Raw genomic sequence first — 13,842 nt, forward strand, 5'->3', positions numbered from 1 at the left:
CTGATGATTCGTCCCGTACTGACATACCCGGACCCGATTCTGGCCAAGACCGCGGCGGAAATCGAGACCATCACCCCGGAAATCCGCCAACTGGCCGAGGACATGCTGGAGACCATGTACCACAAGGAGGGCCTCGGTCTGGCCGCTCCCCAGGTGGGCGAATCGTGCCGGTTGATCGTGGTGGACGTGACCGGTCCGGACAAGCGCGAGGAGCCGCTGGTTTTCGTCAACCCCCGGATCGTCGAGGCCCAGGGGCAAGTGGAATCCAGCGAGGGATGCCTGAGCGTCATGAACTACCGGAGCAAGGTCCAGCGGGCCGAGCGCGTCCGGTTGCAGGCCCTGAACCTGGACGGCCAGCCCGTGGAGGTGGAGGTGGACGGCATGCTGGCCATCTGCCTCCAACACGAACTGGACCACCTGGACGGCGTGCTCTTCATCGACAAGATCAGCCGTCTGAAACGCTCACTCTACGAGCAGAAGTTGAAAAAATGGCTCAAGAAGCATTGACGCCCCTCACCTTTTCCGCGCCCATTTCTGCCCATGGGACGTCACCCGATACCGGCTACCCGTTGCAGGTGGTATATTTCGGCACCCCGCCTTTTGCCGCCCGGATATTGGACGACCTGAGTACGGATCAACAAGTACGTATCCTGGCCGTTGTCACCCAGCCGGACCGCCCCTGCGGCCGGGGCCGGACCTGCAAACCGTCCGCGGTGAAGGAAGCAGCCTTGAAGACGGGCTATCCGGTTCTGCAGCCGGAAACCCTCAAAGACCCGGCGGTGGTTGCAGCATTGGAGGCTTTTCAGGCCGACTTCTTCATCGTCGCGGCCTACGGCCTGATCTTTCCCGAGACGTTGCTCAACCTGCCCATTCACGGCTGCCTGAACGTTCACGCCTCCCTGCTGCCGCGTTACCGGGGCGCTTCGCCCATCCAGGCCGCGCTGCTGGCCGGGGACCCGGCCACCGGGATCACCATCATGCGCATGGCCAAAGGCATGGATACCGGGCCGATCCTCTTGCAGCGGGCCATGGGCATCGACATCAACGACACGGCCCAGACCCTGCACGACAACCTGGCCGCTCAGGGCGGCAGGCTGTTGCTGGAAACCCTGGCTCGACACCGGGCCGGCACACTGGTCGCCTTGGAACAGGATCACTCCTTGGCCACCTACGCCCCCCGGCTGACCAAGGACATGGGACTGATCGACTGGAACCAGCCGGCCCGGGTCGTTCATGACCACATCCGGGCCATGCATCCCTGGCCCGGAGCCTATTTCTTTTTGCCTGGAGAAAACCAGACCAAACGCAAGGTCGCCGTACATCCCGGCCAGATCGGCGAGCCCCTGGCCAGCAAATCCGCGGTCGACGCACCTCAGGATGCGGGCAAGCCCGAACCCGGCACGTTCATCGACATGCACGGCGACATGCTGGCCATTGCCTGCCGGGACAAGGCCTATCTGGTGCGCCATTTCCATCCGTCCGACGCCAAGCGCATGGACGCTCAGGCTTTTCGCTGCGGCTATCTGCGCCAATTTTGCCCTGGCGACCGTCTTTGCCTGGGGCTGAACGAACCGGACGGGTCGGACGGGCCCCCACCCGAGGAATCCTGATGCCCCTGAAGCCGCTTGAGCCGCCCCAAAAACAGGATCGGAAACCGGACCTGGACCCGGAATTCCTGGAAAAGGCCTCCAATCCCGGAAAGCGGCTGTTCATCGGCCTGATACTGGCCACGTCGTTCCTGCTTTGTCTGATCCTGGCCTTCTTGTGGGTGATCCCCTTCATCGGCCTGCAAAACATCCATCCTTTCGCATCAGGTCTGCTGGCCGTCGCCCTGCTGGCCCTGGGGGCCATGATCCTGTGGTCCTCCATCGGCATGGTCCTGAACATTCTTTTGGGCCGCAGCTTTCCCCTCAGTTCGCGGTTTCGAGGGATCACCATCAAGCTCTTTCTGCCCCTGATGACCCTTCTGGGGCGGCTGTTCAACATTCCCAGGGACGACATCCGACTGTCCTTCATCAAGGTGAACAACGAGCTGGTGACCTCGGAACGAGGCCGGTTCCAGCCCCACGAAATACTCCTTCTGCTGCCCCACTGCCTGCAAAATTCCCGCTGCCCCCGACGCTTGACCTACGACATCAACCACTGCAAACGTTGTGGAGAATGCCCTCTGGACGGACTGATCGGCCTGGCGGAGACCTACGGCATCCGCATCGCCATCGCCACGGGCGGTACCATCGCCCGACGGATCGTGGTCCAGAACAAGCCCAGGCTGATCATCGCCGTGGCCTGTGCCCGGGATCTCTCCAGCGGCATCCAGGACACCTACCCCATTCCGGTCTACGGCGTCCTCAACCAACGCCCCTTCGGCCCCTGCCTGGACACCCTGGTGGACCTGCCAAACATCGAAGCCGCCCTGCAACGCTTTTTGGCCGAACCGGCGCGAAGCTGACGCCATAACATGCCCCAACCAACCATCCCCCCGGCCCGCCTCGCGGCCCTGGCCGCCCTGGGCCGGATCATGCGGGGCGAGGACGCGCAGTTTGCCTTGGACGGCCAGATCCGTGAGCGCAAGCTGGACATCCGGGACGCCAACTTGGCGTCGGAGTTATGTTACGGGTATCTGCGCCACAAGGGCAGGCTGGCCTTTTGTCTGGACCGGTTCCTGCGCAAGCCCGGCAACCTGCCGCCCCAGTGTCGGACGGCCCTGGAACTGGCCGGATATGAGGCACTTTTTCTGGAGCGGATTCCGGAGTTCGCCACCAGATCCTGGCTGACCAACCGGGTTCGCAAGAAGTGGGGAGGCGGCCTGGCCAAGGTGGCTTCGGCCTGGATGACCTGGGTTTTTGAACAGTCCGAGGCCCTGCTTGACCCGGATTTCTATCGCCAGGACGCGCCAAATGAGCGGACTGACCAACGAACGTTCCTCTCCCGCTACCATTCCCTGCCGCTTTGGATCGTTGATCTGTGGATTGACGGCTACGGCCTGGACACGGCTTCCAGGCTGGCCGAGGCCCAGTCCGCGCCTGCTCCTTTGGGGCTGCGACTCAACCCGCTGCATCCCAGGCGGGACGCCCTGGTCCGTCAGATTGAGGCCTTTGCCTCGGAACTGGAAATTCTCGATCCTCTGAGCATCGCTTGTTCCCGGGAAACGGCCCGCCGAGCGTTTCCGGACCTGACCGAGGATATCCAAAACGGGGCAATCTCCCGGCAAAGCCTGGAAGCGCAACGGATTTTGCATGCCTTTGGCGCGGGCTCCTGGCCGGAGCCGGTCTGGGACGCCTGCGCGGGGAGAGGCGGGAAGACCGCGTATCTTCTGGAACGGGCCCAATGCCAAGTATGGGCGAGCGATCCCAACGCGGTCCGCCTGCGCGGCCTCGTCCAGGAACTCCGCCGCCTGAACCTGCCCCCCATCCCCGTGGTCCTGGCCCGGGCCGACGCACCGTCGCCCTGGAAGGAGCACCCCCGAACCATCCTGCTGGACGCGCCCTGCTCCGGCCTCGGCGTCCTGGCCCGACGCCCGGACAGCAAGTGGAAGCGCACCCCCAGGGACATCCCGCCCCTGATCGCCCTCCAGGACCGCATCCTCCAGCAAGCGGCCGCGAGTCTGCCCCCGGGCGGGCGCATCATCTACATCACCTGCACGCTCAACCCCGCGGAAAATCAGGAGAGGATCGACCACTTTCTCGACAGTCGCCACGACTTCGCGCTGACGAGCCAATACGCCACTCCGCCGGATTCACCGGGCAGGGAGTTTTTCTGGGGAGCGGTGCTGGAGAGAACGAGCGAATGAATCGGCGCGGCGCGGGGTTGGAGCAACTTGGCGGAATCCCTGTCGGAATCACTCAAGAATCCACCACGGCCCCTTCCACTTCCCCGATCTCGCCTTCCAGCTCTTCCAGTCGAAGCATCAAACGTTCGGCCTGTTGCTCCACTTCATGGTATTCCTTGCTCAAGCGGGTAAATTCGTCGCTTTGGGCATAGGTTTTCGGATCAGCCAGGATCGTTTCCAGGTCGCTCTGGCGGGTCAAGACCGTTTCCAGTTCGGACTCGGCCCGGGCGTATTCGGCTTTCAACGGCTTGAGCTTGCGGGAAAGCGCGTTGCGGCGCTCAGCCTCGGCCCGGCGGCGTTCCTTTTCATCCTGGCGTGAGACCTTGCCGACCTGGGTCGGCTTTTCCACAAGGCATTCGGAGAGGGTCGCGCGGCGATGCTCCTCGTACTCTTCGTACCCGCGAGAAAACACGTGCAGCCCCTCCGGCCCCACGGCCCAGACCTCTTGAGCCGCCTCGGCCAGCAGACGGCGGTCGTGGGCCACGAAGATCAGGGTCCCGGTGTATTCCTCCAGGGCGCGAATCAAGGCTTCCCGGCTTTCCAGATCCAGGTGGTTGGTGGGCTCGTCCAGGACCAGGAAGTTGGCCCGGGCCGCGAACAGGGAGGCAAGCAGCAGGCGACTCTTCTCTCCGCCGCTGAGGCTGGACACCGGGCGTTCCCAATATTCCTCGCCCAGCAGAAACAACCCGAGAATGGAGCAGACCTCGTAATGGCTGGCCTTGGGACCGGCCAGACGACGCATTTCGGACAGGACCGAGGTTTTCGGATTGAGAATTTCGGTCTGGTGCTGGCTGAAATAGCCCATGACCGTATTCGGGCCGACCTTGATCCGCCCCGCTTTGGGCGCCAGATCCCCGCTGATCAGCTTGAGCAGCGTGGTCTTGCCCGCGCCGTTGGGGCCGACCAGGGCCACCTTCTGTCCCCGGTAGAGCTGAAAGGTCAGCGGCGGCCAGAGCGGTCGGCCATCGTCAAAGGCGAAGCCGAGGTCAGCGGCGGCCAAAACCGTCTGATCCCCCCGGCTGGGTTCCGGCAGGGAGAAGGACAGGGTCTTGGCCCGGACCTCCGGGCGCTGCTCCCGGAGTTCATCCAGCTCCTTCCGCAGCTTGTCCGTGCTCTTCAATTTGCTCTGGGCCTGCCGGGCCTTGCTGGCCTTGAACCGGAAACGGTCGATAAACACGGCCTGGTGACGAATCTTGTCATCAATGGCCGCGGCCTGACGCTCCCACTGCTGCTCCATTTCCTCCCGCCAGGCCAGGAATTCGGAAAACGTGCCGGGACGGAGAATAGGCTTGGCTTCGCCCAAATACAGGGTCTGGGTGGCCACCTTGTCCAGAAAGACCCGGTCGTGGGCCACGAAGATCAGGACGCCGTCAAACCCGAGCAGATACTCCTCCAGCCAGGTCACGGCCTCAAGATCCAGGTGGTTGGTGGGCTCGTCCAAAAGCAGCACGTCCGCCCCGGCGGTGAGCACCCGGGCCAGCTTGGCCCGCTCCCGCCAGCCGCCGCTCAGGGCTTGCAGGGGCTTGCCCAGATCGGCCTCGGTAAAACCCAGGCCGCACAGGATGGTCTTGGCCCGGTGTTCCGGGCTGTAACCGAGTTGGTGCTCCAACACGGTCTGTTCCTCGGCCAGAATCTTCAAGACTGCTTCATCCCGGCGCTGGACCGCGTCTTCCCAGCGATGCCAGAACCCGGCCCAGGACGGCAAGGCGTCCATGACCCAGGGCAACAGCCAGCGCTCCAGGTCGCCCGCGTCCAGTTCCTGGGCCACATACCCCAGACGCGCGCCGGTTGAAAAAATCACCCGGCCGCTGTCGGGATTGGATTCCCCGGCCAGAATGCGCAGTAAGGTGGATTTGCCCGCGCCGTTGGCGCCGACCACCGCCAGGCGGGTTCCGCCGACGATTTCCAGATTGAAATCCTTGAAAATATCCCGACCGCCGTAGGACTTGGTCAGGGCATGTATGGTGAGTTTGGACATGGAGAGAGTAAAGGTAAAAAGTTGATGGTTGAAGGTTGAATTTTGCGGCCCGTCTCGTTTTGGGATACCCTGGGGTGAATTGGAAGAACCGTTACGCAACCGCAGCCCGCGTTCGCGCGGTGATACTGGAGGATAACATGGAACTGTCCGGCAAGAAGGTCATGATCATGGTTGCTGAATTGTTTAATGATTACGAATACATCTACCCCTACTACCGGCTTCTGGAAACCGGGGCTCACGTGGAGGTGGTGGGTGCCAAGGCCGGGGTGGTCTATTCCAGCAAGGTCGGAACCACGGCCAAGAGCACGGCCGCGGCCAAGGATCTGAACCCGGCGGAGTTCGCCGGGCTGGTCATTCCCGGCGGCTACGCCCCGGATTTCATGCGCCGCGATCCGGCCATGGTTTCGCTGGTTCGGGAACTGACCAACCAGGACAAGGTCGTGGCCGCCATCTGCCATGCCGGCTGGATGCTGGCCTCGGCCAAGATCCTTCAGGGCCGCACCGTGACCTCGTATTTCGCTATCAAGGACGACCTGATCCATGCCGGAGCGAACTGGGTGGACCAGGAGGTCGTGGAGGACGGAGTTCTGATCACCAGCCGCACCCCGGACGACCTGCCGGCCTTCATGCGCGCGGTGGTCGCGGCCTTGGCCCGGGGCTGATCGTTCAAGGCTTACAATGAACCGCCCGCTCCCGAAGGTCGCTCAGGACGCCAGGAACGCCAAGGAAAAGATTTTGGAAAGCAGGGAAAAAACTGCTTTCCAAAAACATTGCCCCCCTTCGGCGGAAACCGGAAATCGCCGTCAGGCCGTGAGCCTTTTGCCTTCCGCATCTTTCCGGCGGAAGGCAAAAAACTCTTCTTGGCGGCCTCTGCGTCCTGAGCGAAGCGGGCGGTTCATTTCTTCAATCTTCAACAGATCCTCCCCCCCCTCTCCAAGAGATGCTCATCAAATCATGTACTTGATGTCCGAAACGTGGGTCGGGTAGGCCCAGAGCAGACTTTTGAGCTGTGTTCTGGTCAGTCCGAACTTGATGGCCAGGGCCAGGACGTTGATCATCTCCTCGGCGTTGTGGCCCAGCAGGTGCGCGCCCAGGATCGTTCCGGCGTCCTGATTCAAAATGACCTTGTAGGCCGCGTGCTTCTGGCCGATGCGCCGAGAGGTCATCCAGCCCGTGGCGTCGCCGGTGTTCACGGTGAGCATGAAGCCTTGTTCTTCCGAGGCCTGGCGGGCCTGCTCCTCGCTCATGCCCACGGTGGCCAGGGGCGGAACGGAAAACACGACACTGGGGACGGCCGCGTGGTCCGCCTGGGTGGTGTTGCCCTGGAGAATGTTGATCGCCGCGGTCTCGGCCTCCATGTCCGCGGTGGTGGCCAGGGCGTACGGCGTGTCCGCCGCGTCGCCCACGGCATACACAGCAGGGTTGGAAACGCTTTGCATGAAGGCGTTCACGCCAACCCCCGTCGGGCTCACGCTGACTCCGGCAACGTCCAGCCCCAGCCCGTCCAGGTCCGGCACGCGCCCGGCGGCGGCCACGGCTTTGTGAACGTGCAGGGAGGTCGGGCCTGATCCGGCAAGGTCGAGCAGGAGGCCCTGGCCGTCCTTGCGCACCGCGTTGACCATGGTTTCGGACAAAAACTCGATCCCTCGCGCCTTGCCGGCCTCCACGAGCAAGGCGACCAGGTCCGGGTCGAAATTGCGCAGAAAACGGTCGCCGCGATGGATGACCGTCGTGCGCACCCCGGCCAGGGCGCAGATGAAGGCGAATTCAAAGCAGACAAATCCGCCGCCCACGAAGGCGATGCTTTCCGGAAGCGCGTTGAGTTCCAGGAAGGCGTCGCTGTCCAGCAGCAGCTCGCCGCCGGGTATATCCAGTTTTCTGGGCACGGCCCCGGCGGCGATGACGACGTGTTCGGCTTCATGCTCCTCTTCTCCGATCCGCAGCCGCCGGGGGCCGGTGAACGTGGCCAGGCCGTGGGCCGTGGCCATCCCGGCATCGAGAAAGCCCCGCTCCGAACCCTGGGGCACGGCATCGGTGAAGTCGCGCTTGAAGCGCATCAGGGAAGGCCAATCCAGGCGGCTTTCTCCGGCCACGCCCTGCCCGTGCAGGGCGTTGGCCCCATGCACGGCCTGAATCGCGGCCACCAGGATCTTCTTGGGCTGGCAACCGCGCATGGCGCAGGTTCCGCCAAAGGGCCGCTTGTCCACCACCAGAACGCTCTTTCCGGCCTTGCGGCAGGCATGGGCCGCGGTATAGCCGGCCGTTCCGGAGCCGACGACGATCACGTCGTGCCGTTGCATCTTGCCTCCAGATTCGGTTTTCGGATTGCTAATCTTCACTCACGTCGTTGACCCAGCTCGTGGCCGTGGCCACTGCCGGGAAGCCGATGGTCGAGGTGAGCACGATCAGGGCGTGGCGTACCTCCGCTTCCGTGGCCCCGGCGGACATGGCCCGGCGAGCGTGGCTGTGCACCGCCCCTTCCATGCGCAGGGCCGCGGCGGCGGCCATCTGGAGCAGGTTGATGGTCTTCTCATCCAGCGGACCGGCCTCGCGCACGGCCTTGCCCAGATTGCCCACCGCGGCCATGAACTCGGGGTGATTCTGCTGCAATTTCTGAAAATTCTTCGGCAATTTATCCTTGGACATATGCATCTCCTTCGAGGTTGAATTTCCGGTGCAACGGACGATCAACGCTCCTCGTACATGGCGCACGCCATGCCGCCCGAACCGTTCGCCGCGCAATAACGCCGTCAGCCTTGCAATCTAGCAAAGAAGGAGTAGGTTATCCAGCAACCTCCTTTTCATTTTTAATGAGGCCTGTATCGCTGTTTTCCCCAAAGGATCAACGCTCATGAACACCATGAACTACGCGTTTCTCTGTTCCGCGCCGCCTCCGCCCAACGGGTTGAAGGCGGCGGTGGTCGGGTCCGGGCCGGCCGGGTTGTCCGCGGCCGGCTGGCTGGCCTGCGCCGGATATGAGGTGCATGTCTACGACAAGTTGCCCAAGGCCGGGGGACTGCTGGTCTTCGGGATTCCCGGCTTCCGGATTCCGGCTCGGCGCATCGAGGATGCCGCTGAAAAGCTGGCCGAAGAGTACGGCATACGGTTCCATTTCTGCACGAAGATCTGCACCCAGGACAAAGTATGCGAGTCCGGCGATGAATTCGTGGACGAAATGGTCAGTCTGTCCGAACTACTCCACGAATGCGCGGCCGTATTGATCTGCACCGGCAGTTGGCGTCCGCGACGACTGAACATCCCCGGCGAAGACCTGGCCGGGGTCTATACGTCCCTGGAATTTCTCTTCCCATTGCGGGCCTGCAAGATGACCCAATCCCCGGCCCAAATGCCCCTTGTCGCGCCCCCCAAGGTCGAAGGGCGACGTGTGGCGGTAATCGGCGCGGGATTGTCCGCGGTGGACGTGGTCCAAAGCTGTCTCCGCCTGGGGGCCGATGAAATCACCCTGCTCTACCGCAAGACGGTGGACGAAGCCCCGGCCGGACGGATGGAAATCAAACTGCTGCGTCAGCGCGGAGTGCGCTGGGTGGAGCGGGCCACGCCGCTACGGATTGTCGGCGAGAAGCGGGCCCAGCGGCTGGTTTTCACCCAAGGCGAAGAACCGCGGGAGCTGGACGTGGACCTGGTGGTGGCGGCCATCGGCGAGGTGCCCACCAATCCCTTTCCCCGCGAACTGCGCCTGGAGGACATTTCCAAGGACGGCAAAGGCTGGTTGCAGATGACCAAGTTCGACGGCGTCTTCGTGGCCGGGGATGTGCTCACCGGGCCATCAAAAATCGGTCGGGCCATTCTCAGCGGCCTGAAGGCCGCGGAATCCCTGGACGGCTGGATCAAGGCTCACCCTCCGGACTCGGGGGAATCAACGGGAGAATCGGAGGACACGGCCTTCGGGAAGGAGGTGGCCGATGTCTAAGTCCAAGAAAACCCTGTACATCGACTACAACCTGTGCATCGGCTGCGAAAGCTGCGAGGCGGTCTGCGGATATTTGTACGGCCAGCCCCGAATCCACATGACCCGGACCAGCGACGGGATCACCGTGCCCATCAGCTGCCACCACTGCGCCAACCCGGCCTGTCTCAAGGCCTGCAACGTGAACGCCTTTTACCAGGACGACGAAGGCGCGGTCATCCTCCAGCCCAAAACCTGCGTGGGCTGCATGGTCTGCCTCTCGGTCTGCCCCTTTGCCGCCATCTCCCATTCCCGCACCGGCCCCAATCCCGTGGCCAAATGCGATCTCTGCGCCGAACGCCGCGCCAAGGGCATGACGCCGGCCTGCGTGGAAATCTGTCCCTGCGGGGCCATCCTTTTCGGCTCCCCGGAAATAATCGAGGCCGAACTGCGTCAGCGGGTAGCCGAGGGCATCGTCCAGTCCCACATGCACCCGGAACGCTTCGGCACCCAGGTCGGCCTACGGGCCATGAAGAAGTCCGTCAGCGTGGAAGGTTATGCGGCAGGCACGGCGGAAAAGGAGGAAGATCAGGGCAGTTGAACGCTTCTTGACTGATGCCTCCCAAACGCGGATTCATGCCCTGTTTGTGTCTGATCGTTCCCACGCTGGAGCGTGGGAACAATCAACGATCATATGGAAATTAGGAGTAAACCATGCCGTACGTGAACATCAAAATTACCAAGGAAGGAGCTACCCCGGAGCAGAAAGCCCTGCTGATCCGGGGTGTCACCGAGTTGTTGGCCGACGTGCTGGGCAAGAACCCGCGGACCACGGTAGTGGTCGTCGACGAGGTGGAGACGGACAACTGGGGCATCGGCGGGGAACCGGTCACCGCCCTGCGCCGCAAACAGAAGGAGGCGTGAAATGGCCGAGGAGACCATTTCCTGGCAGGATTTCGAACGGGTGGAGATCCGCGTTGGCACGGTGGTGGACGCCCAACCTTTTCCCGAAGCCCGCAAGCCGGCCTATATCGTGGAGGTGGATTTCGGCCCGGAAATCGGCCGCAAGCGGACCAGCGCCCAGGTCACGGACCACTACGCGCCGGAAGACCTCATCGGCCGACAGGTGGTCGGGGTGACCAACTTCCCGGCCAAACAGATCGGCCCGATGCGTTCCGAGTTCCTGCTGACCGGCTTCTACCGCCCGGACGGCGGGGTGATCCTGGCCGTGCCGGACAAGCCCGTGCCCAACGGGGCCAGGCTGGGTTGAGTGTTGCAATGCAAGGCTCACATGCACCCAGCCAATGCCGATCTCTACGCAAGGCAAACAAACTCAATATATCGAAATATCCGGCATCGTTAATTTTTTGCCGAGAATCCATGATCTTGCACTGATTCATTTGAGTGAAACGATACCTTCCACGCAGTCGGGAAATAATTCAGACATTGCCGAGCAGTAAAACGCACGAGGGCCGGTCGATGCATCGACCGGCCCTCGTGCGTTTTATGCGACGAAACAACAACATGGGGCGTTGTTTCGACGAAGATGGTTTTATGGTTATGGTTCACCATCCGCCATGTGAATGGGTCGTTCCCGCACTCGGTCTCTCGGTGCGAGATCCGGAATCCGCCCCACGACTTATCGGCTCGACGCTATTGCGTCGGCTGCGCGTCAAACGGCACGCCTTGCTCCCGGCCTTGTCCATCGGTTTGCAAGTTCTGCTCTGACCCAGGCTCTCCCATTGGCGCTTCAGGTGAAGCTTCAGGCTGCATCAACGGACGTTCCTGCCCAGTTGGCTGTTCGTACCCAGGAGGACTTTCCCCTGGCCTGGCCGGTGGCTCGTATTCTTCCGGTTCAGGACCGCACGCGGTCCCCAACAACATCCCCATTGCCAGTATCAGTAAGAGCACGGTCTTTTTCGCGAACATCATTTCCCCTTAGTATTCAGGCGTTACGCCAGCATACCTACTGCATTTGATCCAGCTTGGACGCCAGTTTTTCCTGCAATCCGGAGTTCATCTGCACTTCCTGCATGACCTGATTATACGTGTCCACGTCCAACCCACTCTCCTGGACGGCCTGGACCATGGCCGCCCCCGCTTCTTCCTGCATTCGCTGGGCGGACTCCGGATCGGCCACCTCGGCCAGGGATTCCTGCAATTCCATGCGAATCTCATGAATTTCAAGATATGCGGTCGCAACTTTTTGAAGCTCGGCATCACTGAATTGAGCCGCGGTTCCCGGCTGCTGCATCATCGGCTGTCCCTCGGCTTGACCGGTCTGGGCGTGAACGCCCACGCTCAAGGCCAAAACGAGCAAGCATGCGAGAGTTGATCCAGTCAGCAGCAAAAAAAACTTCTTCATCGTCAAAAACCTCCGAATAAATTTGAGCCGCAAGGTCATCAAGCGGCATCATCCCTCTTTAAGCATGCACCGTGCCAGAACCGAAACAGTCTCCCTCCCAATCACAAAAAATTCAAAATATAAATATAATACAAGATATTGACGCCTCTTGTCGAACGAAACGGAAACAACGTTCAACGTGATCAAACTTGAAGTGCGTCCTCTTGGCATGTATAAATAAGTCACATGTGCAACTTCATCCCTATCCACGCAAGGAGGACCATGCTCCATCGTATCCCGGCGTTGTCCGACTACTTCAGTCTGCGTACTGCCCTGGTCATTTCCGTTATCCTGCCCTTGGCCCTGGCCATGGGGCTGACCGGTTACCTGCTCCTGCAGCTCGTGGAGCGGAATATCGAGCACCGGATGCAAAAGGATCTGGAACTGGTGGCCAGGGCGCTTCAGTTGCCGCTGAGCCATTCCATGGAGTTGGACCGTCAAGGCAGCGTGCTGCGGGCGGTGGAATCCGCCTTTTCCATTGGCAGGGTCTACAGTGCGTATGTGTATGATCGGCAGGGGCGCCTGATCGCCTCGGCCGGGCGAAGCGAACCGACACCGGAGCAGGAGCGGCTGACCGAGTTGGCCACGGACGGCGAGCAGCGCGGGGAGTACGGACACGTGGCCGGGCGAGAGGTTTTCTCATACTTCGTCCCGCTGAGCGACTCCGGCGGCAAGGTCAACGGCCTGCTCCAACTGACCCGGCGAAAAAGCGACATCCAGGAGGATGTCCGGGCTCTTCGCGCTCGCGTCGCGTTGGGGTTGGGCTTGGGGTTGCTGGGCATGTCCGGGCTCGTTCTCTTCGGGCATCACCGCGCCCTGGGCCGTCACCTCTCCAGCCTGGGAAACAGCATCTCCAGAGTGACCCAGGGGGATCGAGACCATCGCCTTCACCCCCACGGACCGAAGGAAATCGTGACCATCGGCCGGCAATTCAATCGGATGCTGGATACCATTGAAGAGGCCAAGGCAGAACTCCGAGAACGGCGCATCAGACAGATCCAATTGCAGGCCCAATTGCGTCAGGCCGAAAAACTGGCCGCCATCGGACAACTGGCCGCCGGCGTGGCCCATGAACTGGGGACGCCCTTAAGCGTCGTCAGCGGCAAGGCGCAGCGCGCCCTGCGCAAGGCCGGCCTGGACGCCGAGATCGTGGAGACGCTTCGCGACGTACGCCGGGAAGTGGACCGCATGGAGCACATCATCCGCCAACTTCTGGACTTCAGTCGTGGCCACGCGTTGCGCAAAAAGCCGACCAGTTTGGTCCAACTGATCCGCTCCGCTCTGTCCGCGGCAAGCGAGGAAGCCGAGAAACACCGGGTTCACTTGGAACCATCCTTTCCCTTGAACGAGGCAAAGGAAACGCTTCGGATCAACCTGGACGCGGTGCGCATGGAGCAGGCCTTGGTCAACCTGATCCGCAACGCGGTCCAGTCCGCCACCGGCGGGCGAGTCGTCGTCTCCTGGGGCAGAGAGAACGACCAAGCGTGGATGCAGGTGGACGACGATGGTCCAGGCATTCCAGAGGATATAGAATCCAAGCTGTTTGAACCGTTCTTCACGACAAAAAGCGTAGGCCATGGTACCGGGCTGGGTTTGGCCGTGGTCCACGGTATTCTTCGGGACCACGAAGGGAGCATCGATTTTGGCAAGAGCCGGCTGGGGGGAGCGTTCTTTCGCATCTGGCTGCCCGTTGACCACCAGCCCACGACCCAGGGTTAAAAGGA

The 13,842-nt window shown here is 62.0% G+C and carries 14 protein-coding genes; 10 read left to right on the forward strand and 4 right to left on the reverse strand.

Features of this window, described 5'->3' with window-relative positions; translation table 11 throughout:
• Positions 1-3: 3 nt before the first annotated feature.
• The 4 genes from def to C6366_RS03135 are packed head-to-tail and all read left to right on the forward strand — an operon-like array spanning position 4 to position 3,790.
• Complete coding sequence (gene def / locus C6366_RS03120) at positions 4-507, forward strand: peptide deformylase (protein ID WP_107735894.1); 504 nt, start codon at positions 4-6, stop codon at positions 505-507.
• Positions 489-1,610: a methionyl-tRNA formyltransferase gene (fmt, locus tag C6366_RS03125; RefSeq protein WP_107735895.1), complete on the forward strand. Its 1,122-nt coding sequence runs from the start codon at positions 489-491 to the stop codon at positions 1,608-1,610. Before def ends, fmt begins: the two co-directional genes overlap by 19 nt.
• Positions 1,610-2,449, forward strand: a complete 840-nt coding sequence (locus tag C6366_RS03130) for a DUF116 domain-containing protein (RefSeq protein WP_107735896.1) — start codon at positions 1,610-1,612, stop codon at positions 2,447-2,449. The genes fmt and C6366_RS03130 overlap by 1 nt, the downstream gene beginning before the upstream one ends.
• A gap of 9 nt (positions 2,450-2,458) precedes the next feature.
• The gene (locus C6366_RS03135; RefSeq protein ID WP_107735897.1) at positions 2,459-3,790 is read left to right on the forward strand and encodes an RsmB/NOP family class I SAM-dependent RNA methyltransferase; all 1,332 of its coding nucleotides are present in this window, start codon (positions 2,459-2,461) and stop codon (positions 3,788-3,790) included.
• A gap of 52 nt (positions 3,791-3,842) precedes the next feature.
• Here C6366_RS03135 and C6366_RS03140 read toward each other — a convergent pair whose 3' ends face one another.
• The gene (locus tag C6366_RS03140) at positions 3,843-5,807 is read right to left on the reverse strand and encodes an ABC-F family ATP-binding cassette domain-containing protein (protein WP_107735898.1); all 1,965 of its coding nucleotides are present in this window, start codon (positions 5,805-5,807) and stop codon (positions 3,843-3,845) included.
• Positions 5,808-5,944: 137 nt separating this feature from the next.
• Here C6366_RS03140 and C6366_RS03145 point away from each other — a divergent pair, with 137 nt between their 5' ends.
• Positions 5,945-6,469, forward strand: coding sequence for a type 1 glutamine amidotransferase domain-containing protein (locus C6366_RS03145; protein ID WP_107735899.1), 525 nt, complete (start codon positions 5,945-5,947; stop codon positions 6,467-6,469).
• A 285-nt stretch (positions 6,470-6,754) separates the two neighbouring features.
• Here the strand turns inward: C6366_RS03145 and C6366_RS03150 are convergent, their stop codons facing one another.
• Both C6366_RS03150 and C6366_RS03155 read right to left on the reverse strand, forming a co-directional pair.
• Positions 6,755-8,107 (reverse strand): NAD(P)/FAD-dependent oxidoreductase, encoded by a 1,353-nt coding sequence (locus C6366_RS03150; RefSeq protein ID WP_107735900.1) that lies wholly within the window; start codon positions 8,105-8,107, stop codon positions 6,755-6,757.
• A gap of 28 nt (positions 8,108-8,135) precedes the next feature.
• Positions 8,136-8,453 carry a carboxymuconolactone decarboxylase family protein gene (locus C6366_RS03155; RefSeq protein ID WP_107735901.1) on the reverse strand — a complete coding sequence of 106 codons (318 nt, stop codon included), beginning with the start codon at positions 8,451-8,453 and terminating at the stop codon, positions 8,136-8,138.
• Positions 8,454-8,658: 205 nt separating this feature from the next.
• Between C6366_RS03155 and C6366_RS03160 the strand changes: the two genes are divergently transcribed.
• The 4 genes from C6366_RS03160 to C6366_RS03175 all read left to right on the forward strand — a co-directional run bounded on the left by C6366_RS03160 (position 8,659) and on the right by C6366_RS03175 (position 10,984).
• Positions 8,659-9,738, forward strand: coding sequence for an FAD-dependent oxidoreductase (locus C6366_RS03160; protein WP_107735902.1), 1,080 nt, complete (start codon positions 8,659-8,661; stop codon positions 9,736-9,738).
• Entirely contained in the window at positions 9,731-10,315 is a 585-nt protein-coding gene (locus C6366_RS03165; protein ID WP_107735903.1) for a 4Fe-4S dicluster domain-containing protein, read from the forward strand. The genes C6366_RS03160 and C6366_RS03165 overlap by 8 nt, the downstream gene beginning before the upstream one ends.
• A 113-nt stretch (positions 10,316-10,428) precedes the next feature.
• A complete protein-coding gene (locus C6366_RS03170) occupies positions 10,429-10,638 on the forward strand; it encodes a 2-hydroxymuconate tautomerase family protein (protein ID WP_107735904.1) in 210 nt (69 codons plus the stop codon).
• A 1-nt stretch (position 10,639) separates the two neighbouring features.
• Positions 10,640-10,984 carry a tRNA-binding protein gene (locus C6366_RS03175; protein ID WP_107735905.1) on the forward strand — a complete coding sequence of 115 codons (345 nt, stop codon included), beginning with the start codon at positions 10,640-10,642 and terminating at the stop codon, positions 10,982-10,984.
• 696 nt (positions 10,985-11,680) lie between these two features.
• On the opposite strand, the gene C6366_RS03185 is transcribed toward C6366_RS03175, so the two are convergent.
• Complete coding sequence (locus C6366_RS03185) at positions 11,681-12,079, reverse strand: DUF4168 domain-containing protein (protein WP_158269618.1); 399 nt, start codon at positions 12,077-12,079, stop codon at positions 11,681-11,683.
• A 261-nt stretch (positions 12,080-12,340) separates the two neighbouring features.
• Between C6366_RS03185 and C6366_RS03190 the strand changes: the two genes are divergently transcribed.
• Positions 12,341-13,837 carry an ATP-binding protein gene (locus tag C6366_RS03190; protein ID WP_107735908.1) on the forward strand — a complete coding sequence of 499 codons (1,497 nt, stop codon included), beginning with the start codon at positions 12,341-12,343 and terminating at the stop codon, positions 13,835-13,837.
• The last annotated feature ends 5 nt before the right edge of the window (positions 13,838-13,842 follow it).

It is taken from the genome of Desulfonatronum sp. SC1, from assembly GCF_003046795.1.
Classification (GTDB): domain Bacteria; phylum Desulfobacterota; class Desulfovibrionia; order Desulfovibrionales; family Desulfonatronaceae; genus Desulfonatronum.

Coding starts and splice junctions, on each gene's coding strand:
- def (WP_107735894.1), top strand. CDS start 4: ATGATTCGTCCCGTACTGACATACCCGGACCCGATTCTGGCCAAGACC.
- fmt (WP_107735895.1), top strand. CDS start 489: ATGGCTCAAGAAGCATTGACGCCCCTCACCTTTTCCGCGCCCATTTCT.
- C6366_RS03130 (WP_107735896.1), top strand. CDS start 1,610: ATGCCCCTGAAGCCGCTTGAGCCGCCCCAAAAACAGGATCGGAAACCG.
- C6366_RS03135 (WP_107735897.1), top strand. CDS start 2,459: ATGCCCCAACCAACCATCCCCCCGGCCCGCCTCGCGGCCCTGGCCGCC.
- C6366_RS03140 (WP_107735898.1), bottom strand. CDS start 5,807: ATGTCCAAACTCACCATACATGCCCTGACCAAGTCCTACGGCGGTCGG.
- C6366_RS03145 (WP_107735899.1), top strand. CDS start 5,945: ATGGAACTGTCCGGCAAGAAGGTCATGATCATGGTTGCTGAATTGTTT.
- C6366_RS03150 (WP_107735900.1), bottom strand. CDS start 8,107: ATGCAACGGCACGACGTGATCGTCGTCGGCTCCGGAACGGCCGGCTAT.
- C6366_RS03155 (WP_107735901.1), bottom strand. CDS start 8,453: ATGTCCAAGGATAAATTGCCGAAGAATTTTCAGAAATTGCAGCAGAAT.
- C6366_RS03160 (WP_107735902.1), top strand. CDS start 8,659: ATGAACACCATGAACTACGCGTTTCTCTGTTCCGCGCCGCCTCCGCCC.
- C6366_RS03165 (WP_107735903.1), top strand. CDS start 9,731: ATGTCTAAGTCCAAGAAAACCCTGTACATCGACTACAACCTGTGCATC.
- C6366_RS03170 (WP_107735904.1), top strand. CDS start 10,429: ATGCCGTACGTGAACATCAAAATTACCAAGGAAGGAGCTACCCCGGAG.
- C6366_RS03175 (WP_107735905.1), top strand. CDS start 10,640: ATGGCCGAGGAGACCATTTCCTGGCAGGATTTCGAACGGGTGGAGATC.
- C6366_RS03185 (WP_158269618.1), bottom strand. CDS start 12,079: ATGAAGAAGTTTTTTTTGCTGCTGACTGGATCAACTCTCGCATGCTTG.
- C6366_RS03190 (WP_107735908.1), top strand. CDS start 12,341: ATGCTCCATCGTATCCCGGCGTTGTCCGACTACTTCAGTCTGCGTACT.